Origin of the sequence: Rothia sp. HMSC065B04 (genome assembly GCF_001812285.1) — a bacterium.
Lineage (GTDB): Bacteria > Actinomycetota > Actinomycetes > Actinomycetales > Micrococcaceae > Rothia > Rothia mucilaginosa.
The window spans coordinates 389523-414084 of record NZ_KV808408.1 but is presented as its reverse complement, the minus strand read 5'-3'; the positions used below and the strand labels follow the sequence as shown (position 1 = coordinate 414084).

The 24562-nt window shown below is 60.9% G+C and carries 21 protein-coding genes; 2 read left to right on the top strand and 19 right to left on the bottom strand.

Annotation, left to right across the window (positions count from 1 at the left end; genetic code table 11):
• Positions 1 to 133 precede the first annotated feature (133 nt).
• On the top strand, positions 134 to 685 hold the full coding sequence (locus tag HMPREF2845_RS04995; RefSeq protein WP_141749079.1) for a hypothetical protein: 552 nt from the start codon (positions 134 to 136) through the stop codon (positions 683 to 685).
• Between the two features lie 291 nt (positions 686 to 976).
• Here the strand turns inward: HMPREF2845_RS04995 and rpsT are convergent, their stop codons facing one another.
• The 19 genes from rpsT to pyrR form a co-directional block, all read right to left on the bottom strand.
• Complete coding sequence (gene rpsT / locus HMPREF2845_RS04990; protein ID WP_005505969.1) at positions 977 to 1240, bottom strand: 30S ribosomal protein S20; 264 nt, start codon at positions 1238 to 1240, stop codon at positions 977 to 979.
• Positions 1241 to 1501: 261 nt separating this feature from the next.
• Positions 1502 to 2161, bottom strand: a complete 660-nt coding sequence (locus HMPREF2845_RS04985; protein ID WP_070634042.1) for a type II toxin-antitoxin system PemK/MazF family toxin — start codon at positions 2159 to 2161, stop codon at positions 1502 to 1504.
• Between the two features lie 15 nt (positions 2162 to 2176).
• Entirely contained in the window at positions 2177 to 3211 is a 1035-nt protein-coding gene (gene holA, locus HMPREF2845_RS04980) for a DNA polymerase III subunit delta (RefSeq protein ID WP_070634041.1), read from the bottom strand.
• A 168-nt stretch (positions 3212 to 3379) separates the two neighbouring features.
• Complete coding sequence (locus HMPREF2845_RS04975) at positions 3380 to 5425, bottom strand: ComEC/Rec2 family competence protein (RefSeq protein ID WP_070634040.1); 2046 nt, start codon at positions 5423 to 5425, stop codon at positions 3380 to 3382.
• Positions 5425 to 6597 (bottom strand): ComEA family DNA-binding protein, encoded by a 1173-nt coding sequence (locus tag HMPREF2845_RS04970; RefSeq protein ID WP_070634039.1) that lies wholly within the window; start codon positions 6595 to 6597, stop codon positions 5425 to 5427. Before HMPREF2845_RS04970 ends, HMPREF2845_RS04975 begins: the two co-directional genes overlap by 1 nt.
• A 245-nt stretch (positions 6598 to 6842) precedes the next feature.
• Positions 6843 to 7808 carry a DNA-binding protein WhiA gene (whiA, locus tag HMPREF2845_RS04965; protein ID WP_005505961.1) on the bottom strand — a complete coding sequence of 322 codons (966 nt, stop codon included), beginning with the start codon at positions 7806 to 7808 and terminating at the stop codon, positions 6843 to 6845.
• Positions 7809 to 7891: 83 nt separating this feature from the next.
• Positions 7892 to 8944 (bottom strand): gluconeogenesis factor YvcK family protein, encoded by a 1053-nt coding sequence (gene yvcK, locus HMPREF2845_RS04960; protein WP_049345462.1) that lies wholly within the window; start codon positions 8942 to 8944, stop codon positions 7892 to 7894.
• Between the two features lie 109 nt (positions 8945 to 9053).
• Positions 9054 to 9968 (bottom strand): RNase adapter RapZ, encoded by a 915-nt coding sequence (gene rapZ, locus HMPREF2845_RS04955; RefSeq protein ID WP_005505957.1) that lies wholly within the window; start codon positions 9966 to 9968, stop codon positions 9054 to 9056.
• Between the two features lie 371 nt (positions 9969 to 10339).
• Positions 10340 to 11794: a bifunctional phosphopantothenoylcysteine decarboxylase/phosphopantothenate synthase gene (locus HMPREF2845_RS04950; protein WP_070634038.1), complete on the bottom strand. Its 1455-nt coding sequence runs from the start codon at positions 11792 to 11794 to the stop codon at positions 10340 to 10342.
• A gap of 30 nt (positions 11795 to 11824) precedes the next feature.
• Complete coding sequence (rpoZ, locus tag HMPREF2845_RS04945; protein WP_044150418.1) at positions 11825 to 12283, bottom strand: DNA-directed RNA polymerase subunit omega; 459 nt, start codon at positions 12281 to 12283, stop codon at positions 11825 to 11827.
• A gap of 311 nt (positions 12284 to 12594) precedes the next feature.
• The gene (gene gmk, locus HMPREF2845_RS04940; RefSeq protein ID WP_005505951.1) at positions 12595 to 13152 is read right to left on the bottom strand and encodes a guanylate kinase; all 558 of its coding nucleotides are present in this window, start codon (positions 13150 to 13152) and stop codon (positions 12595 to 12597) included.
• A 41-nt stretch (positions 13153 to 13193) separates the two neighbouring features.
• Positions 13194 to 13574: an integration host factor, actinobacterial type gene (gene mihF, locus HMPREF2845_RS04935; RefSeq protein ID WP_005505949.1), complete on the bottom strand. Its 381-nt coding sequence runs from the start codon at positions 13572 to 13574 to the stop codon at positions 13194 to 13196.
• Positions 13575 to 13986: 412 nt separating this feature from the next.
• Positions 13987 to 14862 carry an orotidine-5'-phosphate decarboxylase gene (gene pyrF / locus HMPREF2845_RS04930; RefSeq protein WP_070634037.1) on the bottom strand — a complete coding sequence of 292 codons (876 nt, stop codon included), beginning with the start codon at positions 14860 to 14862 and terminating at the stop codon, positions 13987 to 13989.
• Positions 14862 to 18182 (bottom strand): carbamoyl-phosphate synthase large subunit, encoded by a 3321-nt coding sequence (carB, locus tag HMPREF2845_RS04925; RefSeq protein WP_070634036.1) that lies wholly within the window; start codon positions 18180 to 18182, stop codon positions 14862 to 14864. Before carB ends, pyrF begins: the two co-directional genes overlap by 1 nt.
• Complete coding sequence (carA, locus tag HMPREF2845_RS04920; protein ID WP_049327218.1) at positions 18183 to 19370, bottom strand: glutamine-hydrolyzing carbamoyl-phosphate synthase small subunit; 1188 nt, start codon at positions 19368 to 19370, stop codon at positions 18183 to 18185.
• Positions 19371 to 19522: 152 nt separating this feature from the next.
• Positions 19523 to 20062, bottom strand: a complete 540-nt coding sequence (locus HMPREF2845_RS04915; RefSeq protein WP_049345467.1) for a PH-like domain-containing protein — start codon at positions 20060 to 20062, stop codon at positions 19523 to 19525.
• Between the two features lie 143 nt (positions 20063 to 20205).
• Entirely contained in the window at positions 20206 to 21507 is a 1302-nt protein-coding gene (locus tag HMPREF2845_RS04910) for a dihydroorotase (RefSeq protein WP_070506251.1), read from the bottom strand.
• A gap of 30 nt (positions 21508 to 21537) precedes the next feature.
• The gene (locus HMPREF2845_RS04905; RefSeq protein ID WP_070634035.1) at positions 21538 to 22539 is read right to left on the bottom strand and encodes an aspartate carbamoyltransferase catalytic subunit; all 1002 of its coding nucleotides are present in this window, start codon (positions 22537 to 22539) and stop codon (positions 21538 to 21540) included.
• Positions 22536 to 23204 (bottom strand): bifunctional pyr operon transcriptional regulator/uracil phosphoribosyltransferase PyrR, encoded by a 669-nt coding sequence (gene pyrR, locus HMPREF2845_RS04900; protein ID WP_070634034.1) that lies wholly within the window; start codon positions 23202 to 23204, stop codon positions 22536 to 22538. The genes HMPREF2845_RS04905 and pyrR overlap by 4 nt, the downstream gene beginning before the upstream one ends.
• A gap of 326 nt (positions 23205 to 23530) precedes the next feature.
• On the opposite strand from pyrR, the gene HMPREF2845_RS04895 reads away from it, so the two are divergent.
• A complete protein-coding gene (locus tag HMPREF2845_RS04895) occupies positions 23531 to 24250 on the top strand; it encodes a methyl coenzyme M reductase subunit gamma (protein ID WP_168163713.1) in 720 nt (239 codons plus the stop codon).
• Positions 24251 to 24562: the final 312 nt, after the last annotated feature.

Here is a 24562-nt window from a genome sequence, read left to right as displayed (position 1 = left end):
GCAAGCGGTTTCGTCACCGGGCGGGCGCCTCCCCATAATCCTGCTAAAAAATTCAGTACCGAATCATCAAGTACGAATACATCATTCACCCGCAGTTGCGTTTAGTCTTTCACATGTTGCAGTGTGACTGGTTATGATGACTGGTATGGACTCACAATTCATAGCAAACTTTCACTCTGGTATAGCTGCTTACGCAGCGCTCTTTTCTCTTATTCTCGCGATAGTGGTGTGGTACTGCTCCAGTGGCTCTAAACGTGCAAAAGAAAAGGCTGAAGCAGCACACCAAGCAGCACTACAGATGAGTGATGCAGTTGTCCGGTCTGCGGAAGCGGCTGAGAAGTTGCTTGAACAGAAGGAGCAGGTTGTTACAAAACAACCAATTCAATTACAGTCTGAAATTGCAACTAATCTACGGCGGCCTGAGTTTGAACTGACTCATGTAGTGAGGACGACCTTTAGTCTACGTAATGTCACTATGGGTCCTATTAAGGTTCTTGATGTGGTGAACTCAGACCAGTTTATTGAACTAGATCTCGAAAAGATTGTTAAGGAGTTTCAATCCGGCGAGATGGTCCAAGTTACCCTAAATTATTATGGGGGCGACGCTAACCTGAGCCTCCGAATCGACGGGCGGGAGAATATCCTCTGCGTCCCAATTGAATATAATCTCGACCTCCTAAAATAGGTCGAGTGCATTATCAATCTATTTTAAACCAGTTTAAGGTTAAAACTGGTAAGGGTCTTTCTGAAGGAGTCTCTAATTTTAGTTGTACTAATGACAACTAGGTTATAGTTCAGAGAGCGTCATCAGGTACATAGATTGATTGATTGCGATTTACTCACAACTTTATAACGGGTAAGCACCCACAATAAACGATTCGGGCATAAAGAAACCCCCTGCGTTCCCCTTAGAGGAGGGGGAACACAGGGGGTCTCTGCCCTTAAACCAGAGAGGTACTTAGGTACCCCGCAAGTTTTAGAAAGCCTTGTTTACCAGCGCAGCAAGACCGGACTTCTTGTTTGCAGCGGTCTTCTTGTGCAGAACACCCTTAGAAACAGCCTTGTCCAGCTTACGGTTCACAAAACGCAGAGCCTCAACAGCAGCTTCCTGGTTCTGTGCCTCAACAGCAGCCTTGACCTTGCGGGTCGCGGTCTTCAGCTCGGACTTTACAATGTTGTTGCGCAGGCGAGCCTTCTCGTTGGTGAGGATACGCTTCTTCTGAGACTTAATGTTAGCCACAATTAAACTTTCTGTTTTGTCTTATTGGTCGGTGAGGGCGACGCTGGCCGATCATCGACTGAGCGGCGTGGGGATGCCTATGGCAACCGGCCAGCAGTGCCCGATGACCATCGGACACTCAACCACACATAATACCAGATGAACAGCCTCCACGACAGACCCCCGCGGAGAGAAAAATACTGTGAAAACCGCTACACACAGCCTCCACATCCGGCGCAGATAATCCGCACCAGTCGCCGGTGAAACTACCGGCACAGGGCGTTAGCTGTTATGGCGAGTCCACGCACGCTCAATCAGACGGAACGTATCCTCCGGCATAATGGCACCCTCGCGGCGCATCGCATCCGGGCGAACACGAATCACACGGTTCAGCTTCACCTCAGAAGCGCGGCCCTGCGGATCCCACGGACCCGAACCAATATCAAGGTAGTTCGGGTCAGCGTGCTCACGGTTATTGTGATCCTTGCTGGTCATCATCAGCGCCAGCAGGTACTCACCGTCACGACCCACCAGAAGCACCGGGCGGTCCTTACCCTGCGAGTGGTCCTCCTCGAAAGGAACCCACGTCCACACGATTTCACCCGGGTCAGCGTCGCCGTCCAGGGAGGGCGAGTACTCAAAGTTGATCATGTCGCGGTAATCGCCCGGGTAATCCGAACCGTCGGATGCGACGGTCGAAGCCGGTGCGGAAGGCTTAGGTGCCGAGGGCTTTGCCGAGGAAGGCTTCGGGGCGCTCGGCTTAGGCGCCGAAGAGCCGGAGGTACGAGCCTCACCCCGACGAGATTCATCCTTGCGGGATTCACTCTTCTGGGAGGACTCGGAGCCGCCCTTAGACGCAGTAGCGTCGTTCAGGGCATCCTCTGCCGCCTTCTGCAGGAAGGGCAGCAGGGCAAAGAAAATTTTCTTCAGAATTTCGAGCATGGGCTCTATTATGCACTACAGGCGCGGAGGTAGAGCAATCGCCAAAACAGCCTGCTCCACCGCATACACCGCGTCCTGCGACTCGCCCTTCAGCTGGGCGTCCGCATCAGCCAGAAGCTGCACAATATGCGCCAACTGGGCGCCGGTAAAACGGCGGCCGTCACGCTGAGCCTGCTCCACCTGCCACGGTGACATACCCACCTCACGCGCCAGCTCGTTAGCACTCAAACGCACGTGGTGCACGCGCGCAATATTGCGGATACGCATGGCGAGCGCACCCAGCATCGGAATCGGCTCCGTGCCGGTGGCAAGGGAGTGGCGGAGCAGACGCAGAGCCTCCGGGGCGTTACCGGAAATCGCGGCGTCACTCACACGGAACGCGGTGACTTCGGTGCGGCCGCCGTAGTAGCGGTTCACCGCCTCTTCGGTGATTTCGCCGGGCACGTCAGAGAGCAGCTGCTGGCATGCGGCGGCAAGCTCCGCAGTGTCAGAGGCGGCGGCAGTCAGCAGGGCCAGGGCCCCGCCGGTAATCGGGCGCTGAGCTGCGGCGAACTCCCCCGCCAAGAACTCACTCTTCTCACGATCGGTCTTGAGCGCCTTGCAGTTAATGAGCACGAACTGGGAACGCACCAGGTCGATGAGCTTCTTGCCGCGGTTACCGCCCGAGTGGTTCAGAATCAGCATGATGTCCGGCTCGGGGGCGTTCAGGTAGGCGAGCGTATCGGTCAAAAACTCGTCGCTCATGGAGGCTACGTTCTCAACCTCAATGATCTTCGCCGAACCGAATAGGGAGGGCGAAGCGTGCAGGATCAGCTCTCCCGCCGTGTAGGTGGCGGCGTTAATCTGAACGCGGTCCACCTCCGGGTGGATGCTACGGAACAGCTCACGCAGGCGTGCTGCAGCGCGGGAGGCGAAGTACTCCTCCGGGCCGTAGAGCATGACGGCGGGTGCCGGGGTGACGGTACGCCACGCGGTGTCGAGGGCGGGGCCGCCTCGGCGGGCGTAGCCTCGGGAACCACCACGCTGGGTTGAACGCTTACGCTCGGACACGCTTATCACTCGCCTTTATCTGCAGGGTACGGGCTGAACTCGACCCCGCTGCGCACGGGGTGCTGCGCGGGTAGAGTCTCGAGTATCCATCATAGCGTTTTCTTCTCAGATGCCTCCTAGCGGTGGTTAGGGGTAGTCAGTCAGAGGTAGATGCCCAGGGTTAGTCGGTCAGGAACGGGCGGGCTGATGGGAGCGCGCGGTGCGCGGTACCACCCGCAAATACTGCCGGTGCGTGACCGCACGGTAGCGGCGCGCATCCACCCACCACAGGGCAATACTCAACGCCAGCACACAGAGGGCGCTACACACCACCGCAGGCATGCTCGAACCGGGCTCCCACGGGTTACCCGGCGCGTGCGCGGCAGTGTGTGCCGCCCACTCGATGCCCTGCGAGGCAAGGCCACCGGCACGCAGGCACAGATCCGCCGCAGTGGGCAGACCCAGGAGCATGAATCCGAGCGCCGCCAGCCCGGCGAGCATACTCAGCGGCGCCAAAGGAGCCGCAATCAGGTTCGCCGGAACCGAGTAGAGCGGCACCTTACCGCTCATCGCCAAAATCAGCGGGGTGCACCACAGGGACGCCACAATCGGCGTGGCGAGCATTTCCGCGCAGAACACCGGCATGACGCGCATGAGCAGACGAATCAGCGGCGGGCCCAGCAGAATCAGCGCGGAGGTTGCCGTCACCGACAGGGCGAACCCCATATCCACGGCGAGGTGCGGGGCGGCAAGCAGACACATCAGCACCGTGGTTTGAAGCGCCGCCAAAGACTGGCGACCCGAACCGCGCAGCATCGCGTAAGCACCGAGCAGACCCATGGCGAGGGAACGAATCACGGAACCCTCAGAGTCCAGCAGCATGGCGTAGGCGAGCACCGCCGTAACCCCGCACAGCACCATGACGCGGTGCGGAATGGCGAGGGTGCTCAGCCGGTGCACGAGCGGCGGCAGGGGTTGGGCGTTTGGAGGAGCAGGTAGCTGAGGGCGGGCAAGTTGATGAGGCTGGGCGGGATTCCGGGGGTACGCGGGGCGGCGAGAACGAGCCGTGCCTCTCCCCCGCAACCACTGCATCCAGGAACGGAACAGCAGGTATGCGCTGGCGAAACGGTACGGGCGAACCGCCAACACCAGCCGGTACGCACCCAGAAACACAATGGCAATATTCGCCCCGGACACCGCTGTAATATGGCTGAGCCCGCTGAGCTTATACTCCTCCCGCGCGGTGGAACTCATCAGCGAATCGTCCCCGTAGGCGGTGCCCAAAACTAGCGCCGCCGACTCCGTGCCGAGGGTGTCCAGGGCGCGGGTGCGCAGCTGCTCCTTGACCGTGGACAGGTACGGCTCCGCCGCCGTCCGGGTGACAGCGTTCGACCCGGTACCGTAGGCGGGCGCAGGAAAAATAGTCGCGCCGCTCAGCTTCGCCGTGGAACCGTTGAACTCCACCGTGCCGAGGGCGGTCACCTTCATGCCCGGATAAATCGCCTGCGAGCGCGCGGTACCGCTCCCCTGGTGCTGAGCTACCGAGCTCGCCGCTGAACTTGCCTCTAGACGCTGCGCGGCGCTCTTTGCCGAACCGTCACGCCGATACACGCGCACCCGCTCATTAACCAGCGCACGCACGCTCCGCCCCTGAATTTCCTCCAGCTTAATAACCACCAGAGTAGTGCGCGGATCCACGCGGCGAACCTGCTCCACCGTGCCATTCAGACGAAGCGAGGCACCCTGCGCCTGCTGTAGGGTGGCGCGGGATGCATCCACCCCCGTAGCGCACAAAAGCACCGCCTGAACCGTGACAATACACGCCAGAAAAACCAGCTGACCGGTCGTGCGAAAGAGTAAGCTGTAGGACATCACCGCACGCGGCGGAAAGAACAACAGAATCGCCAGGCACCCCAGCAGGGCAATGAGCACGCACGCCAGCGGATGCACCACCCGCCACGTGCCCACGGTCAGCGCCGCCGCGGTAAAAGCCCACAGCGCCAGCACCGTAAAACTCAGGCGAAAGTCCAGGTGAATGAGGCTTCCCTGGGCGCGCAGCTCCTGCTCATCACGGCGGGTACGCCACCGTTCAGCGCCGATGCTCCAGCGGTAGCGGACGCGGTCATACGCCGTAGCCGCGGACCGGATGAGGCGCTGGGTGAGGCGCAAGGAACCGGGAAAGAGTTCCTGCTCCCCTGCCTGCGGGCGGTTCGGCCTGCGGTTTTGCCGGGGCATTAGACCGTCACCAGCGGACGCAGATTCTCCAGCATCGACGGACCAATGCCAGGCACCGCATCCAGCTCATCCACGCTACGGAAACCGCCGTGCGCCTCACGCCAGGCAATAATGCGCTGAGCCATCGCCGGACCAATACGCGGCAGGGTCTGTAGCTCCTCAGCGGTGGCGGTGTTAATGTTCACCGGGGTTGAACCCTTCTGCGCGCTGCCCGCAGGAGTTAGCGTGCGCGCAGGCTGAGGCTGAGTGCCACCCTGAGAAGCGCCGTTCTGCGCTGCACCATTCGCCGCGTTACCCTGACCCGCATTTGCCGTTCCACCATTGGGCTGAATCTGCGCCGGAGCAGCCGTCTCACCACGATGGGGCACATAAATCTGCACCCCGTCACTGAGCGCACCGGCAAGATTCACGCGGTCCAGGTCAGCATCCGCGGCGGCACCGGAGGCGGCGGCAATCGCATCCACGGCACGACCCTGCGCGGGCAGCGTGTACACGCCGGGGTTGTTCACGGCACCCGCCACGTGCACTCGCACGGTAGTCTCACCGGAGGCGCCACCACCCTGCGCAGATTCACTCGGGTTAGCGCCCGGCTGAGCAGTGGACTGGGTGCCAGGCTGAGCACCGGGGCTCTGCTGGGCACCCACCGCCTGCACCGACTCAGCGGAAGCACTCGGGGAAGTGCTCGGGGAGGCGACCTGCTCGGCACGCGGCGCCGCCGAAAACTGGGTCACACCCCACACCACGGCAACCAACGCCAACACCGCCACCAGAAGCAGCACGCGCGGCGACAAGCCCCAACGGGTACTGCGGGTGGTGCCGGGCTGATCAGCCTGCTCCCACTCCGCCCAGTCGTCCACCTCGTTCCAATCGGGTTGCTGATCCCAGTCAGCCCAACCATTCGACTCCGGCTGGGATGCCGCGGGCTCGGCAGGTGTTTCTTCGGCAGGCGCCTCCGCGGGCGTTACCTCAGTTGAGATTGCCAGCGGCACGGTGTCCTCAGCATCCGGCGCACCGTTCTTGCGGGCGCGCGGGCTGCGGTAGAGGCTGTTCATCAGGGAGCGGGCGCTACGCTGCGCACCGCTCGGCTGAGTTGTGCCGCCCTGCTGGGCTGCACTATCCTGCACAGGGCTCTGTACAGCGTTCTGGTCGGGGTTGGGGGTCATGCTCGTCATACCCCTACCCTAGGCTCACGCGCGCGAACGCACGAGCGCGAACAAAGAGCCTGTGGATAACTTCCCTCTCGCAACGAGAAAGGAGCCATCCACAGGCTCATTTTTGAAAAATATGCGGTTTTTGTTCAAAAACGGCGGGTTCAGGTTTGTCATAAAACCGTCACAAACACCTCAGCCACACGCCCAGACACATGCCTCACCACACGGGCAGTCAGCCCCGCGCAAGACCAGAATCTAGTCCTCGCCTAGTCCTCACGCGGCAGCTCAGTGCCCGGAACACCCAGCTCCGAAGCACGCTTATCAGCCATCACCAGCAGGCGGCGAATACGGCCCGCAATCGCATCCTTCGTCATCGGCGGATCAGCCAGACGACCCAGCTCATCCAGCGAAGCGTGCTTATGCAACACACGCAGCTCACCGGCATAGCGCAGGTGATCCGGCGCCTCATGACCCAGAATCTGCAGGGCACGCTCCACGCGGGCGCTCGCCGCAACAGCTGCCTGGGCGCTACGGCGCAGGTTCGCATCATCAAAATTTGCCAGGCGGTTCGCGGTCGCACGAACCTCCTTGCGGGTGCGCGCCTCACGCCAGGTGGTCAGGGTGCCGGTCGCGCCCATACGCTCCAGCAACTGCGAAATGGTCTCGCCGTCACGAACCACCACGCGGTCGGTGCCGCGCACCTCGCGCGCCTTCGCGATAATGTCCAGGCGACGAGCCGCACCCACCAGCGCGAGCGCCGCCTCCGGGCCGGGGCAGGTAATCTCCAGCGAGGAGGAACGACCCGGCTCAGTCAGCGAACCGTGCGCCAAGAACGCACCGCGCATGACCGCCTCGGCGTCCTGCAGGGAACCGTTCACCACAGCCGGCGGCAGGCCGCGCACCGGGCGGCCACGCAAATCCAGCAGACCGGTCTGGCGAGCCAGCGCCTCACCGCCGTGATCCACGCGCACGATGTACCTGCCGCCTCGACGCAGACCGCCGCCGCTGACGCTGGTCAGCTCGGAGTCGTGGCCGTAAATCTCGGCGATGGTGCGCCGCATGCGGTGGGCGGTTGCCTCGTGGTCGACCTCAGACTCCACCACGATTCGCCCCGAGACAATGTGCAGGCCTCCGGTAAAACGCAGAATCGTAGAGATTTCTGCCTTACGAGCAGAGACTTTCGTTGCCTCGTAGTTGGCGAGTTCGTCCTTGACGAGCGTGGTTAATGCCATGAACAGGTCCTTCTGGGCGTAGTGTCTAAGAGTCTATAACTTCGGGAAATGGGCACACCAAAATAGCAGCCGCAACGGTGATTCTAGGAGCTCAGCTCAAACGCTTCGTTATACGCAGCCGCAAGCTTCAGCGGGTCGTGCACATTCGGCTGGGAGCTCGAACGCAGATGCGCCCACACAACCTTCGCACCCATCGCAGAAGCCTCACGCTCCAGCTCGGAACGGTGATCAGCCTGCATGTCAGCGTCAGCAATCACCGCGTCAAGGTGAAGCTTCGGGGCGTACTGGCGCAACAAATCCAGGTGCGTTGCCGGGGTGAAGCCGACCGTCTCCTTATCGTCGGAGAGGTTCATGACCACGCAGCGGCGCGCCTCCGTGCGGATAATCGCCTCACGCTGAGCGTCCAACAGCAGATGCGGCAGAACCGACGTACGCCACGAACCCGGACCCAAAACAATCCAGTCGGACTCCTCAATAGCGGAGAGCGCCTCCGGGCAAGGACGCGCATTTGCGGGAGATAGACCAATATCGTGAACCCGCTCCTCCTTCGAGAGGTTCACCTGGCCGACCACCTTCACACGCTCAATACCGCCGCCGTTATGCTCACGCAACACGGTGCCGTAAATGACCATCGGATCCAGCGCCATCGGCAGCACGCGGCCGCGCGCATTCAGCAGCGCACCCGCCCAGTCCAGACCCGCAACCGGGTCATCCAGCAGCTGCCAGAGAGTAGCAATCAGCAGGTTACCGAGCGCGTGATAATCCAGCGGGAACTCACCCTCATAACCCTCGGGTGCGCTAAAACGATGCTGCATCACATCACGCCACGTGCGACCCCAATCGGTGTCATCACACAGCGCAGAAAGCGCCATACGCAAATCACCCGGAGGGAGAATACCCATCTCCTCACGCAAACGACCCGACGAACCGCCATCGTCAGCAACCGTCACAACAGCCGTCAAATCAGGCGTGACGTGGCGCAACGCAGACAGGGAACCGTACAGCCCGTGGCCGCCGCCCATCGCCGTAACCTTCGGCGAACGGTGCGTGGTCTTCAACAAGCGCAAAGCCTGAGTCGGCAGAGCCGGCAGGCGCGGAATACCCTGAGTGTCATAACTGGTCGAATGGGTAGACATAGTAATACCTCACATACCCGGAAGGAGTGGTATGCCGGCCCCACGGTGTGCGGGGCCGGACGGCGGCTAATGAAACACGACGCGGTGGTTGGGACGCGCCGGGAAAAACTTACTCGCGGCCCTTGTCGCGGTGCTGAACATTCACGTTCAGCTCACCGAAAGCAGAGAGACGACGAGCCAGTTCCTCCGTCACAGCCACGGAACGATGCTTACCACCGGTGCAGCCAATTGCGATGGTGGCGTAGTACTTACCCTCACGGCGGTAGCCCTCAAGCACGGGGCGAAGAGCCGCAAGATAGTTGCTGATGAACTCCTCGGTGCCTGCGTGCTCCAGCACGTAGTCGCGCACCGGGGCGTCCTGACCGGTCAGGGGGCGCAGCTCCGGAACCCAGTGCGGGTTCGGGATGAAACGCATATCAGCCATGTAGTTAGCGTCCGAAGGTGCGCCGTACTTGAAGCCGAAGCTCATCACGGTCAGGTTCAGCTTCTTATCCGCACCCTCAGCGAACATTTCACGCACGGTACGAGCCAGCTCGTGAACGTTCATGCCGGTGGTGTCAATGGTGCGGTCAGAAGCGAGACGCAGACCCTCAAAGAGAGTGCGCTCAGCACGGATGCCATCGAGGACGCGACCCTCACCCTGCAGCGGGTGCGGGCGGCGCTGAGCCTCGTAGCGGGCAATAATGGTCTCGTCCTTGGCGTCAAGGAAGAGCATGGAGAAGTCAATATCGGACTTGCGCAGAGTCTCAATCGCAGCGGGAAGATCGGAGAACAGCGCGCGGGCGCGAACGTCAATACCGAGCGCCACCTTCGGAACTCGCGCACCGTCGCGGGTCACCAGCTCAGCCAGGGAACCGAGCATCTGCGGCGGGATGTTGTCGATAACGTACCAGCCCTCATCCTCCAGCACATTTGCGACAGTGCTGCGGCCAGCACCAGAAATACCGGTAATGACCAGAATCTGAGGACGCTCCTCGCTCTGGGCGGACTGTACCGTGGCGGGCTTGCTCTGATTCTCGGGCATGGTGCTTCTTCCCCTTCGACGCGAAATACTCTCTATGCCATGATACAAGACCTTTATCTGACGGTTCGGGGGTACGGTCAGAAATTTCACCAGTATGACAGAAATATGAGACGCTCCCCGGCGGAAGCTCGGAAGGAACCCCAGAAGAAAGAAACCCGCATCACAAGTGCTTGCGCATAATGCTCTCCGAGGGGTCTACAAAAAGAGGCGGGCGGCAGAGCTACGGAGGGGACAGCAAAGTCGTAAGGGTACAAGCAAAGCCCGCACGATACCTCCCACAGGAAGTACCGCACGGGCTTTGAAGATACGTAAGCAAGCGCGCACTAGCTGAGTAGCTACGCGGACGCGCCGGGATTCTCGCGCCAGGACTCTTAGGCAGAAAGCTTAGGCAGGAAAGCCGCCACATGCTCCAACAGACGCACAGACAGCTCCTTCTTCGAACCGGAGAACACCGGCGCCTCATCATTCAGAGTCGACAGCAGCGTAATCGTGTTATCGTCCGTGCCGAAACCACGATTCACACCCACCGTATTGACCGCCAAGAAATCCGTGCCCTTACGCTGCAGCTTCTCACGACCCAGCTCCAACGGAGTCTTCTCCGCCGAACCGGTCTCCGCCGCAAAACCAACAATGAGCTTCGGACCGAGGGTGCTCTCCCCCGCCTCACGAGCCTGCTGGCGGCGCACCACGACCTCACGCAGAATATCCGGGTTGCGCACCAGCTGAATCACCGGCGCATCCTCAGAATCGGCGCTCTTCTTAATCTTGAACTCGGCGAACTCGGCGGGCCTAAAATCAGCCACCGCCGCAGACATAATCAGCACATCCGCCGCCGTGCTCGCCTCCAGGGTTGCCTCACGCAGCTCCAGGGCGCTCACCACGCGGGTCACCTGCACACCCTCCGGCGCGGGAACCTCAAGGTTCGCACCGATCAGGTGCACGGTCGCGCCCAGGTCGCGTGCCGCCTCCGCGAGCGCCACACCCTGCTTGCCGGTCGAACGGTTGCCGAGGAAGCGCACCGGGTCCAGTGCCTCACGGGTGCCGCCAGCGGTAATGACCACGAGGCGACCTGCCAGAGGACCACGCAGTGATTCGGATGCGCTAGCTGCCTGGCTGTGTTCACCCTGGCTGGGTTCAATCTGACCAGGCTCAGCCTTGCCCGAATCCCCCTGACCCAGTAGCGCCGAAGTCAGCGTCGCCGCACGCGCCGCCGCCATACGCTCCTGCTCCGTACCGGTGTACAGGGGCTCAGTCGGCGCGTAACCGGGCGTGTACACCGGGTGCACCTGACCCTTCGGGAAGCGGGCAATCACATCCAGCGCCACCGCGAAAATATCCTCCGGCTCGGGCATGCGACCCGGACCAGAATCCGGGCCCGTCAAACGCCCAATCGCGGGCTCAATCACGTGATAACCCCACGAACGCAGCGTCTGCACGTTCGCCTGAGTCGCCGGATGCTCCCACATCTGGGTGTGCATCGCCGGCGCCAAAATCACCGGGGCGTGCGTCGTCAACACCGTAGAGGACAGCAAATCATCCGCACGACCAGCCGCCAAACGAGCCAGCAAATCAGCGGTCGCCGGGGCAACCACCACAGCGTCAGCCTGCTCGGCCTGACGCACGTGGTTCACCTCAGGCACACGGTCAAACACGTCCGTTGAGACGGGGTTGCCGCTCAGCGCCTCCAGGGTGGGAACACCCACGAACTTCGTCGCGTTCGGGGTGGGCATGGCGATTACCTCGTCGCCATTCTTCGCAAAAAGACGAAGGAGCATCGCCGCCTTATACGCAGCAATGCCCCCTCCAATACCAACGATAATGCGCATGGTACGTCAAAGAATCCTTGTAGAAGCAGATTACTCAGCGGACTCGTCGAGGATAACCTCTTCGATAGCAATAACCTCTTCGCTACCTGCGGGGATGTACTCCTCCTCGATAGCGCCAGAGAACTCAGCCGCGCTGAAATCAATCACAGCGGACAGATCCTCGGGAATCGGGTAGCCGTCCTCGTCGAACTTAGCGTCCGGGCGGTGCTCTGCCACAACACGGTCAGCAATGATTTCACGCATTGCCACCGACAGGGACTTCTCGTTCGACTCAGCGTCAACCAGCGGGCCAACGTGCGCAGCAGTATTGTCCTGCAGGTTAGCGTAGTACGCGTTAATCTGGCGTGCACGGCGGGCACCGAAAATCACCAGGCCGTACTTGGACTCCGCCTTCTCAATCAGCGCGTCAGCGCTGGGGCTCACGATGCCCTCGGGAGCGACACCGTCAACGAAGTTGTAGTCCTCGTGTTCCTTGATTTCGTTTGCCACTAAAAACTCCAAATAGCTTGATGGAATGTACGTACCGAACGCCCCCGTACACCGTTCGCGCTATGGCGCAAACCGGGCAGACTGAGGGCACGGTCAAAACTAAAGAACTATTCTACCCTCTCAACGGCTAAAACGCACGTACCAGCCCAGATAAAAGGCAGACCGGCAGGCACAGAGTAGCGGGCACAGGGCAAACAAAAAGGTGGGGGCCCGAAGAAAACTCTTCGAAACCCCCACCTTTCACAACGCCTCACGGCAGAACTACAGGTCGGAAGAAACTCTAGCCCCACCGCAAACGCAAAGCATGCAGATTAGGCGGCGCCAATCAGCTCAGCAATCTCCTTCGCTGCACGCTCAACAGAGTCGTTGACGACCGTGACGTCAAATTCCTTCTCAGCAGCCAACTCAACCTTCGCGGTTTCAAGGCGACGAGCTTGCTCCTGCTCACTCTCGGTACCTCGACCCACCAGACGCGACACCAGCTCATCCCAGCTCGGAGGAGCCAAGAAAATCAGGCGAGCATCAGGCATGGTCTCGCGAATCTGGCGAGCACCCTGCAGGTCAATCTCAAGGATCACCGGGCGGCCAGCGTCCAGAGCCTCCTGGACCTTAGCGCGCGGAGTACCGTACTTGTTCTTACCGTGTACCACAGCGTACTCAAGCATCTGACCGTCAGCAATCATCTGGTCAAACTCTTCCATCGAAACGAAATAGTAGTGAGTACCGTCAACCTCACCGGGGCGAGGATCACGAGTAGTAGCGGAAACAGAGAACCACACGTTCGGGTAGTTCTCACGAATGTACTGGCACACCGTACCCTTGCCAACAGCAGTGGGGCCAGCCAGTACGGTGAGAGTCGGCTGAGACATAGCTTCCTTACTGCGCCTTCATCGGCTGAAGGCACGATGTGTTAGGACTGAGAAGATTCAGGAGGCAGAGTATTAGTCCTGCGACGTGCACGGTTCAAATACCGCGAATTACGGTTGAAGTACTCCACCATCTTGCGACGCTGGTGTACACCCAGGCCGCCAAGGCGGCGAGTCGGTGCAATATGAAGTTCTTCAATGATGCGTTCAGCTCGAACGGCACCAATGCCCGGAAGTGCGCGCAGCATCTGCCCCACCGGCATTTTAGCCAGTGCAGGGTCGGAATCGACCATATCAAGCACCTGACGCACGGAAAGTTCACGGTCACTCAGTGCACGCTTAATTTCCTGGCGGTGTGCTCGGGCAAGTACTGCCTTCTCGCGGGCGGAGGCGCGCGCATCCTCAGTTAGCGGAGTCAGCGGCATGGTTGGGTCCCCCATTTCTGCGAGTTATAGAATTTTACTTATCAACTAATGTAACACGGATAGCACGAGAATCCTCGTTCCACCCGCGGCACTCACCCTCGCACCAACAATGCGTCTACGCACGTCAGCACGTAAATATCAGGGAGTACCCCTATAGCATAGCGGAGTATTCGCCCTATCAAAAGTGGAGCCACGCACGCACCTCAAAGAGCAGGCACGCTCCCCCACTACAGAGGTGAGCAAACTCGCATCGGCGCGAGCGGGCGGTGGCAAAATTATGCATGCGGGTGTACCGAAAAAATGCGATAAAACAGGAACGCACAGGGGGTACGCAAAAGGGGGGGCGCACACCCCGAGCAGACCCTCAACAGAATCCACTCGGAGCACACGCCCCTCTCACACAACACGCGAACTATGCGCCGCGAGCCGCCAATAGGTCATCACGAGCCGCCTGCGCAGCCTGAGCCAAACCCTCAACCGACGGGCCAGCAGCAAGCACGCCACGGCTGGAATTCACCAGCACCTGCGACTCAACACCCGCAAACACGCGGTACAAATCAGCCGCCGAAGCGCCCTGCGCACCATAACCCGGCGACAGAATCGGGCCGTTGAACACGCTCAGGTCAATACCCAAATCAACCAGCGCCTGACCAACAGTCGCGCCAACCACCAGGCCGCACGGGCCCATCTGCTCCCACTGGCGGGAAGCATTCTCAGCGGTAGCCGCAGCAATAATACGCTTAGCCACAGCGCCCCCAGACTCGCCGGAATGACCAGACTCCGACGCGCCCACGTGCTGAACGCTCTTACCCTCAGGGTTCGAGGTCAACGCCAGCACGAACGTGCCGCGGTCATTCTCATCAGCCAAATCCAGCGCCGGACGCAGCGATTCAAAACCCAGATACGGGCTCAAAGTCACCGAATCGGTACCCAGCGGCGACGAGGAGCCGAGCCACGCATCCGCGTACGCCTTCATGGTCGAACCAATATCGCCGCGCTTAGCGTCAGCAACAATCAGCACACCATCGGCAGCAGCGCGGGCGAACAGCGCCTCCAGCACAGCCAAACCAGCCGAACCGTGACGCTCAAACAACGCCACCTGAGGCTTCAACGCAGCCGCAAACGGTGCGCAACCCTCATAGACCGCCTCAGTAAAAGCAGCCAGACCGGTAGCGGAATCCTCAAGACCCCACTGCTCCAGCAGATTCGGATGCGGGTCAATACCCACACACAGCGGGCCGCGCTCCGCCATCGCCTTCGCCAGGCGATCACCAAAAGCAGCGGACATTACGCCTCGCCACCCTCGGAACGAGCATCCACAGCGGCAGCCAGCTGAACGCCGTGCTCCTGCAGGCTCATGATGTCCCAGCTGTGCTCACGCAGAGCATTAATCGCCTGAACAGCCGCAGCGAACTCAGAAATGGTAGTCATGACCGGGCAACCCACCGAAACCGCAGCGGCACGAATCTCGTAACCATCGCTACGAGCAGCACCACCGGCAGGGGTGTTCAGAATCAGGTCAATGTCACCGTTGCGGACCATGTCCACAATCGAGTGGTCGCCATTCGCCTCAGCGAACTTCGAAGCCACAATCACCGAGTTCAGGCCGTTACGGCGCAGAATCTCAGCGGTACCACCGGTCGAAACGATCTCAAAGCCCAGCGACTCCAGCATCTTCGCGTAAATAATGACGTTACGCTTATCGTGGTTAGCCACCGAAATGAACACCTTACCGGAAGTCGGCAGCGGCGAACCAGCACCAGCCTGAGCCTTCGCGAACGCGGTGTCATAGTGCTTATCCAGACCCATGACCTCACCGGTCGAACGCATCTCCGGGCTCAGCAGCGAATCCACCACAACACCCTCGGGGGTGCGGAAACGAGCGAACGGCAGAACCGCAGCCTTCACAGCAATCGCAGTTTCCTCAGGCAGGGACGCGCCATCCATGTTCGACGGCAGGTAGCCCTCAGCCTTCAGCTCAGCAATGCTCTTACCCAGACCAATCAGCACAGCAGCCTTAGCCATCTGCACGCCGGTAGCCTTCGACACGAACGGAACAGTACGAGAGGCACGCGGGTTCGCCTCAATCACGTACAGGTTCTCAGACACGTACGCGAACTGAATGTTAATCAGGCCGCGCACACCGGTGCCGCGAGCAATCTTCTCGGTAGCGTCCTTCACCTTCGCGATGATGTCCGGGCCGAGAGTAATCGGAGGCAGAGTACAGGAAGAGTCACCCGAGTGAATACCGGCTTCCTCAATGTGCTCCATGACGCCGCCCAAGTACAGCTCCTCGCCGTCGAACAGGGCGTCAACGTCGATCTCGATAGCGTCCTCAAGGAACTTATCAATCAGAGCAGGCTGCGAAGGCGAAACCTCGGTAGCGTTCTCCAGGTAGCGTGCCAGGTTCGCCTCATCGTAGACGATCTCCATGCCACGGCCGCCCAGCACGTACGAAGGACGAACCAGAACCGGGTAACCAATCTCGTCAGCGATGCGCTTAGCACCCTCGAAAGTGAACGCGGTACCGTTCTTGGGCGAAATCAGGCCGCCCTCCTCCAGCACGCGGGAGAACTCGCCGCGGTCCTCAGCCAGGTCAATAGCCTCGGGGGTGGTGCCCAGAATCGGCACGCCCGCATCCTTCAGGGCACGAGCCAGTTTCAGCGGAGTCTGACCGCCCAGCTGCACGAACACGCCCATCAGACCGCCGGTACGACGCTCCGACTCAACAATCTCAAGCACATCCTCAAGGGTCAGCGGCTCAAAGTACAGGCGAGTCGAAATATCGTAGTCAGTCGAAACAGTCTCAGGGTTGCAGTTGACCATGACAGTCTCGTAACCGAGCGAACGCAGCACCAGCGAAGCGTGCACACAGGAGTAGTCGAACTCGATACCCTGACCGATACGGTTCGGGCCCGAACCCAGAATCATAATCGAGGGCTTCTCGTGGTGCGCAACCTCATCCTCCAGGTCGTAGGAGGAGTAGTGGTACGGAGTGAACGCCTCAAACTCGGCTGCACAGGTGTCAACAGTCTTGAAGACCGGGCGGATACCCAGAGCGTGGCGAACACCGCGCACAACATCCTCAGAAGAGCCGATAATCTCAGCAATCTGAGCGTCCGAGAAACCGTGACGCTTAGCCAGCTTCAGGGTCTCCGGGTCAAGGTTGTCACGCTTAGCGTGAACCACACCGGCAACCTCATTCAGCAGCACCAGCTGATCCAGGAACCACGGGTCAATCTTGGTCGCCTCGTGCAGCTGCTCCACGGTAGCGCCAGCCAGCAGAGCCTGCTGAACCTGGTAGATACGCTGAGTGGTCGCAACCTTAGTCTTCTCAACCAGCTCAGCCAGCTCAGCCTCAGACAGGGACAGCGGCTTGAACGAGAAGGACGCACCCTTCTGCTCCAGCGAACGCATCGCCTTCTGCAGAGCCTCAGTGAAGTTACGGCCCAGAGCCATAGCCTCACCAACACTCTTCATGGTGGTGGTCAGGGTCGGGTCAGCAGCCGGGAACTTCTCAAACGCGAAGCGCGGAACCTTCACGACCACGTAGTCGAGGGTCGGCTCGAAGGACGCCGGGGTCTTCTGGGTGATATCGTTCGGAATCTCATCCAGGGTGTAACCCAGGGACAGCTTGGTCGCAATCTTCGCAATCGGGAAGCCGGTAGCCTTCGACGCGAGCGCCGAGGAACGAGACACGCGCGGGTTCATCTCAATGACGATGATGCGGCCGGTCTTCGGGTCAATCGCGAACTGGATGTTACAACCACCGGTGTCCACGCCAACCTCACGAATCACGTTAATCGCGATGTCGCGCAGCTTCTGGAACTCACGGTCGGTCAGGGTCAGTGCGGGTGCCACGGTGATGGAGTCACCGGTGTGCACGCCCACGGGGTCGAAGTTCTCGATGGAGCAGACGACCACGACGTTGTCGTTGGTGTCACGCATCATCTCCAGCTCGTATTCCTTCCAGCCGAGGATGGACTCCTCCAGCAGGACCTCGCTGGTCGGCGAGTACTGAATACCGGCGCCAGCAATACGGTAGAGGTCTTCCTCGTTGTACGCCATACCTGAGCCGAGACCACCCATGGTGAAGGAGGGGCGGACCACCATCGGGTAGCCCAGCTCCTTAGCGGCTTCCAGCGCCTCCGGCATGGAGTGAACAATCACCGAGCGTGCAGACTCGCCGCCGGCGCGATCCACCACGCCCTTGAATGCTTCACGGTCCTCACCGAGGTTAATCGCCTCAATGTTCGCGCCGATCAGCTCAACATTGTACTTGGCGAGCACGCCGCGCTCATCCAGGGAGATAGCCGCGTTCAGCGCGGTCTGACCACCCAGGGTCGGCAGGATTGCGTCCGGCTTTTCCTTCTCGATGATCTTCTCAATCACCTCGGGGGTGATGGGTTCAATGTAGGTGGCGTCCGCGAACTCGGGGTCGGTCATGATGGTTGCCGGGTTCGAGTTCACGAGGATGACGCGCACGCCCTCCTCCTTCAGCACGCGCAGTGCCTGAGTGCCGGAGTAGTCAAATTCCGCTGCCTGACCGATGACGATGGGGCCGGAACCGATGACGAGGACGCTATTAAGGTCAGTACGACGAGGCATTTATGCTTCCTTTGCAGTCTTGGTTGCGACCATCAGGTCGATGAAACGGTCAAAGAGGTAGGCGGAATCGTGCGGGCCCGCGGCAGCCTCGGGGTGGTACTGCACGGAGAACGCGGGGATGTCCTTACAGGTCAGGCCCTCAACCACGTTGTCGTTCAGACCCACGTGGGAGACCATGACCTGACCGAACTCAGCGTTCGGTGCGGTCACGTAGTCGCCAATCGGCGCGTCCACAGCGAAGCCGTGGTTCTGCGCGGTGATTTCAACCTTGCCGGTGGTCTTGTCCATGACCGGCTGGTTGATGCCGCGGTGGCCGAAGGGCAGCTTGTAGGTGCCGAAGCCCAGGGCGCGGCCGAGCAGCTGGTTACCGAAGCAGATGCCGAAGAACGGGGTGCCCTTACGCAGCACGCCCTGCAGCAGCTCAACCTGCTCGTCAGCGGTTGCCGGGTCACCGGGGCCGTTGGAGAAGAACACGCCGTCGGGGTTGTGGGAGTAGATGTCCTCGAGGGTTGCGCTTGCGGGCAGCACGTGCACGCGCACGCCACGCTCAGCGAAACGCTGCGGGGTCATCGACTTAATGCCCAGGTCCAGGGCGACGATGGTTGCGACCGGGGGTGCGAACCAGTTGAACTGGTGCGGCTCAACGGTGTAGGCGGTGTCAACCGAAACGGAGTCAGCGAGCTTACGGCCAGCCATCGGCTCGGAGGCGCGCACCTCCTCCAGCAGTTCAGCTTCGGGGCGTTCTGCGTGCTCACCGGAGAACACGCCCGCACGCATCGAACCGCTCGAACGCAGGCGGCGGGTCAGGGCGCGAGTGTCAATGCCCTGAATACCGACGATGCCCTGCTCGATGAGCTCTTCGTCGAGGGTGCGCTCAGAACGCCAGTTGGATGCCACACGTGCTGCGTCGCGAACCACGTAGCCGGCAACCCAAATCTTGCGGGACTCAGCGTCGGTGGTGTTCACGCCGGTGTTGCCGATATGGGGAGCGGTCTGAACCACAATCTGACCCGCGTAGGAGGGGTCGGTCAGGGTTTCCTGGTAGCCGGTCATACCGGTCGAGAAAACCGCCTCGCCCAGGGACGCGCCGGTTGCGCCGTAGCCGTAGCCGCGGTAGACGGTGCCGTCCTCCAGGACGAGCAGCGCGCGGTCCGTACGCAGGGCGCCGGATCGTGTCATGTCAGTCATGCTCTTCTTCCTTTTCTCTGGTGTTCTCCCCCGCTTCCTGTACGGCCTCTACCGTGCAGGTTCCGGGGTAGTCTATGGTGCCTTCGGCGGGTGTTCGCCTGACCTCAGGCAAAATCTATGGGTGTGGGTGCGCAGGGATATTACACCGGGATTTAGGCTTCCGGTTCTGCCGTCCACTTCTCGGGCGCATCCACCGCGTTCGGGGCGATGCGGCGCAGCTCCTGCAGTACCGCCTGCTTGTCCTCGGCGTAGCGGGTGCGGAAGCCGGTCTGCACGCGGTGACCGTCCAGGGTCCAACCAATCACGACCAGGCCGTTCTTCTCCACAACCTTGCCCGCCATACCGCGGTCGGTGGTGATGACTGCGAGCTTCTTCGCCGGAATCCACAGGTCCTTCGCGCCGTTACGGGTGAAGATGATGCTGTCCGGGTAAATCAGCAGGGTGGACTTGCTCTTGAAGCCGAGCGAATCGAAACCCACACGGTCCAGCCAGTTACCGAAGATCGTGGTGCTGACGTACTCGCCCTCGAAAGCGGCGTCAGCGGTCATACCCTCGTAGCGTTCGGGAACTTCCTTGAGGGAGCCGAACATGTTCGCCTGGCGTGCCAGGCGCGAGCGCCATCCGTGCCACATGCCGTAGATGCACAGGGCGACCAGGGCGATGCAGATGACGGCGGTCAGGAACTTTCCCACGAAGGTTCTCTCTTTCGGTTGGGGTCTCGGTCGATGATCTCGGCCTGGGTTGGTGAGGTTGGGGACGGTGCTCCCGGCGAGGCGGTGGCAGGCGTGAACCTACCACCGCCAGGCACGGTCACTACGTACGTTTGCCTCGCGGGTTAACGGCGCGGGGTTGCCAGCTCGCCGTTCAGCACGGTCGGGTGGCCAGCGTAGAAGGTTGCACGGATCGAGCCGGGTACCTCCATGTCGCGGTAGGGGTTGTTCTTACCCTTGGTTGCCTGCTCCTCCGGCTTGATGACGCGGGTTGCCTTCGGGTCGACCAGCACAATGTTTGCCGGTTCGCCTTCGGCAAGCGGGCGGCCCTGCTCGTGGTCCAGGCGACCAATCTTCGCGGGCTCCTCGGAGAGGATGCGTGCCACATCGCGCCAGGTAATCATGCCGGTGTCAACCAGGGTCATCTGGATGATGGACAGTGCCTGCTCCAGGCCGGTCATACCGTTCGCGGCGCACGCCCACTCGCATTCCTTGGTCTCTGCGGGGTGCGGTGCGTGGTCGGTACCGATCACGTCGATGATGCCGTCAGCAACAGCCTGACGCAGCGCCATGACGTCCTCTTCGGTGCGCAGCGGCGGGTTCACCTTGAAGATCGGGTCGTAGGTGCGTGCGGTCTCGTCGGTGAGCAGCAGGTGGTGCGGGGTTGCCTCCGCGGTCACCTTCACGCCGCGGGACTTAGCCCAGCGCACAACCTCAATGGAGCCCTTGGTGGACAGGTGGCAGATGTGCAGCTTGGAGTCCAGGTGCTCAGCCAGCAGCACGTCACGGGCAATGATTGCCTCTTCAGCGACGGCGGGCCAACCGGTCAGGCCCAGGTCAGCGGACACCTTACCTTCGTTCATCTGGGCGCCTTCGGTCAGGCGCGGCTCCTGCGCGTGCTGCGCAATAACGCCGTCGAAGGTCTTGACATATTCGAGGGCGCGGCGCATCACGGCGGGGTCGTACACGCACATGCCGTCGTCAGAGAACACTCGCACATTCGCGGTGGAGTTCGCCATGCCCCCAATGTCGGAGAGGCGCTCGCCCTTCAGACCCACGGTCACTGCGCCGATGGGCTGCACGCGGCACCATGCGGATTCCTTGCCGAGGCGGTCAACCTGCTCAACGACTGCGGCGGTGTCTGCCACGGGCATGGAGTTTGCCATGGCGAACACTGCGGTGTAGCCGCCCAGGGCTGCTGCGCGGGTGCCGGTCTCGACGGTTTCGGATGCCTCGTAGCCGGGCTGACGCAGGTGGGTGTGGATGTCGACCAGGCCGGGCAGCGCCACCTGGCCTGCCGCCTCGACGACCTGTGCGTCTGCGGCGTCAATGTTCTCTGCGATGCGGCTAATCACGCCGTCCTCGATGAGGATGTCGGCGACCTTTTCGCCGTAGAGGCTTGCGCCCTTGATCAGGTACTTGCTCATGGTGTTGGTTCCTCTCGTTAGGAAGGTCGTTTAGGATTCGTCGCCGGCGTAGAGCTTGGCGCTGGAGCCGTCGGTCAGAAGCAGGTAGAGCACCGCCATGCGCAGCGCCACACCGTTGCTGACCTGGCGCAGGACCCAGGAGTTGGTGGCGTCGGCGGCTTCGGCGCAGATTTCCAGGCCGCGGTTCATGGGGCCCGGGTGCAGGATTGCGACCGGCTGCGGCTGCTCCTGCAGGGTTGCGAAGCGTTCGGCGGTCAGACCCCACAGGTCGGTATACTCCTCTGCGGAGGGGAAGTACGCGGCGTTCATGCGTTCCTTCTGGATGCGCAGCAGCATGACGGCGTCGGGGTTGGTGGCGATGGCTTCGTCGAAGTCGTGGAAAATCTCTACGCCGGCTTCTTCAACCCAGGAGGCGGTGTTCAGCGGCAGCAGGGTCGGCGGTGCGACGAAGACGACCTGCGCGCCGAGGGTGTGCAGCAGCCAGAGGTTGGAGCGTGCCACGCGCGAGTGCAGGATGTCGCCGACGATGAGCACGCGCATGCCGGACAGGTCGGTGCCGCGAGGGCTGTCGAGGCCGTCGCGTTCTGCCTTGTACTGGCGCAGGGATACGGCGTCGAGCAGTGCCTGGGTGGGGTGTGCGTGGGTGCCGTCGCCCGCGTTGAGCACGGGGATGTCGGTCCAGCCTGCCTCGGCGAGGCGCTGCGGTGCGCCGGATGCCGAGTGGCGGATCACGAACGCATCCGCGGCAATCGCCTTGAGGGTCTGCGCGGTGTCCTTGAGCGACTCGCCCTTAGACAGGGAGGAGCCAGAAGCGGAGAAGTTGGTGACGGCTGCACCCAGGCGCTTCTCCGCGGCTTCGAAGGAGAGGCGGGTTCGGGTGGAGTCCTCGAAGAAGAGGTTGACGACGGTCTTGCCGTTGAGCACGTTGAGGGTGCGGTTTTCGGCTTTGACCTGCGCCATGTAGTCGGCGACGTCAAGGATTTCGATAGCTTCTTCGCGGGTTAGTTCGCGGGTGTCGAGCAGATGCTTCATGAGAGCCCTCCCAGCTGGATAATGTCAACTCGGTCTGTTGCGTTGTCGGTTTCAGTCAGTACGACGCGCACGGTTTCGCTGGCGCTGGTGGGCAGGTTTTTGCCCACGTGGTCGGCGCGGATGGGTAGTTGCCGGTGTCCGCGGTCTACGAGGACTGCCAGGCGTACGAGGGCGGGTCGTCCGTGGGCGTTGAGTGCGTCGAGGGCGGCGCGTACGGTGCGGCCGGAGTAGAGGACGTCGTCAACGAGGACTACGGTTTTGCCTTCAATGCCAATGGAGGGCATGATGCTTTCCCCTGCGGTGTCTGGGGAGGTGGTGCCGCCGGTTCGCTGGTCGTCGCGGTAGGCGGTGATGTCCAGGGCGCCGATTCGTGTTTCTGCGTTGAAGTTCGGCTCGATGGCTTGGATGCGGGCTGCGAGTCGTACGGCGAGGGGCACGCCGCGGGAGCGGATGCCGATGAGTACGAGGTTTTCTACGCCTTTATTGGTTTCAATAATTTCGTAGGCGATGCGGGTGAGGGCGCGGCGGATTTCGTCCTCGCTGAGGATGGTGCGGCCGACGGTGGTCGCGTCCTCCAAGGTGCTTTGAGGGGTTGCCAAATGGGGGGCTGCGGTTACGTTTCGCCCCTGATTCGCGCCGGATGTGGGTACAGCTGACCCAGGCATAGCCGTCTCCTTCCCCGCCTCACGGGACGGATTTAAAGGTTTTGTGCTTCTAGTAGGGTACCACAGTTCACAGGCTACGTTCAGGTTCGGCGAGAGACCGCTCACGGTGAGGGGGAGACAGCGATGAGGCACGTACCGCGTCCCTTATCTGCGCTGCAATAAGCAGGATCTCGACAACATGGACAAATAGTGAGCCGGGGTGTGTGCTCCGTGGATATATGTTAGGGTAATGGCATCAACCGATAACATTCCGCTGAATTCCACACGTTGTTGTATGGATAATTCTGCGGTTTACACAACCACACACCAGAAAAGAACCAACAATGATGTTCAACCGTAGTTCCATTGCCGCGCTCTCGGCGGCAATGATGCTCACCCTGTCCGCTTGTTCCGGAGGTGCGCAGGTCAACGCAGAATCGAGTGCTTCCACTTCCGCAAGCGCTGAATCAGCAAGCGCTGAGGCTTCCGCAACTCCCACTCCTTCACCCACTCCGACGGGTTATGAGCCCGTGCTGATTCGTGCGAACGTTGATTTGGATAACCCGTCGAAGGAAGCAGCAGATGCGACCCTCAAGGCTGCATACGATGCGTTGGAACAGTACCGACGTGTTTGGAATGCATGGATGCATGGGAGCCTGGAGCACACGAGTGATGAAGAGCTGCTCCGATACGTGGATAAATCCTTCCTGGAAGACACAAAGGAGGAAGTGGAGAATATTCAAAAGTTCACAGAAGAAAACCACGGTCCTATCAAGGGCGAAATTGCCTTCAATAACATCGATCCAGTCACCTATGGAACCATGCACGACGATGGTTCTGTCTCATACAACACCGGCGCAACCATCACGTTCTGTGAAGACTGGAGTAACGTTCGCTCTGCTGAGGGTAAGAAATTTAAGGACCCTCAACTAACGCGACGGGTCTTTGTTCTTCGCCGTTCTGAAGATAATGCGTTTGTTGTTGTCAAATCTGAGACCCTTCATTACGGTTGCGGAGACGAAGCAGACGCTACGAGCGAGGCGACCGCATCCGCTCAAAGCGAGTAGTGATACTAAACGAGGCGCATACCGGACACGCAGGGCGGGGGCTCCGTCCTCAAGGCGCTCAGCGCCGCAGAGGGGGCACTCCCCCGCCTGCGTTGTCCGGTGAAGCCTCGACTGTTGCCGCCTACCCTACCCACGGGCTCCGATGAAACCTCAACTGTTGCTAACAAACCCTGCGAGCGCATCCGCACCCAATACGGAACCCCACGCAGAACTGCACCAACCAAACGCAACCTAGACACAGAAAACCCCCGCCGTCCTGTAGCGAACTACAGTACGGCGGGGGTTTCACGTACGCTCCCCTGCGGGCGCATC

Coding starts and splice junctions, on each gene's coding strand:
- HMPREF2845_RS04995 (WP_141749079.1), top strand. CDS start 134: ATGATGACTGGTATGGACTCACAATTCATAGCAAACTTTCACTCTGGT.
- HMPREF2845_RS04985 (WP_070634042.1), bottom strand. CDS start 2,161: ATGCTCGAAATTCTGAAGAAAATTTTCTTTGCCCTGCTGCCCTTCCTG.
- HMPREF2845_RS04975 (WP_070634040.1), bottom strand. CDS start 5,425: ATGCCCCGGCAAAACCGCAGGCCGAACCGCCCGCAGGCAGGGGAGCAG.
- HMPREF2845_RS04970 (WP_070634039.1), bottom strand. CDS start 6,597: ATGACGAGCATGACCCCCAACCCCGACCAGAACGCTGTACAGAGCCCT.
- whiA (WP_005505961.1), bottom strand. CDS start 7,808: ATGGCATTAACCACGCTCGTCAAGGACGAACTCGCCAACTACGAGGCA.
- yvcK (WP_049345462.1), bottom strand. CDS start 8,944: ATGTCTACCCATTCGACCAGTTATGACACTCAGGGTATTCCGCGCCTG.
- rapZ (WP_005505957.1), bottom strand. CDS start 9,968: ATGCCCGAGAATCAGAGCAAGCCCGCCACGGTACAGTCCGCCCAGAGC.
- HMPREF2845_RS04950 (WP_070634038.1), bottom strand. CDS start 11,794: ATGCGCATTATCGTTGGTATTGGAGGGGGCATTGCTGCGTATAAGGCG.
- gmk (WP_005505951.1), bottom strand. CDS start 13,152: ATGTCTCAGCCGACTCTCACCGTACTGGCTGGCCCCACTGCTGTTGGC.
- mihF (WP_005505949.1), bottom strand. CDS start 13,574: ATGCCGCTGACTCCGCTAACTGAGGATGCGCGCGCCTCCGCCCGCGAG.
- pyrF (WP_070634037.1), bottom strand. CDS start 14,862: ATGTCCGCTGCTTTTGGTGATCGCCTGGCGAAGGCGATGGCGGAGCGC.
- carB (WP_070634036.1), bottom strand. CDS start 18,182: ATGCCTCGTCGTACTGACCTTAATAGCGTCCTCGTCATCGGTTCCGGC.
- carA (WP_049327218.1), bottom strand. CDS start 19,370: ATGACTGACATGACACGATCCGGCGCCCTGCGTACGGACCGCGCGCTG.
- HMPREF2845_RS04910 (WP_070506251.1), bottom strand. CDS start 21,507: ATGAGCAAGTACCTGATCAAGGGCGCAAGCCTCTACGGCGAAAAGGTC.
- HMPREF2845_RS04905 (WP_070634035.1), bottom strand. CDS start 22,539: ATGAAGCATCTGCTCGACACCCGCGAACTAACCCGCGAAGAAGCTATC.
- pyrR (WP_070634034.1), bottom strand. CDS start 23,204: ATGCCTGGGTCAGCTGTACCCACATCCGGCGCGAATCAGGGGCGAAAC.
- HMPREF2845_RS04895 (WP_168163713.1), top strand. CDS start 23,531: ATGTTCAACCGTAGTTCCATTGCCGCGCTCTCGGCGGCAATGATGCTC.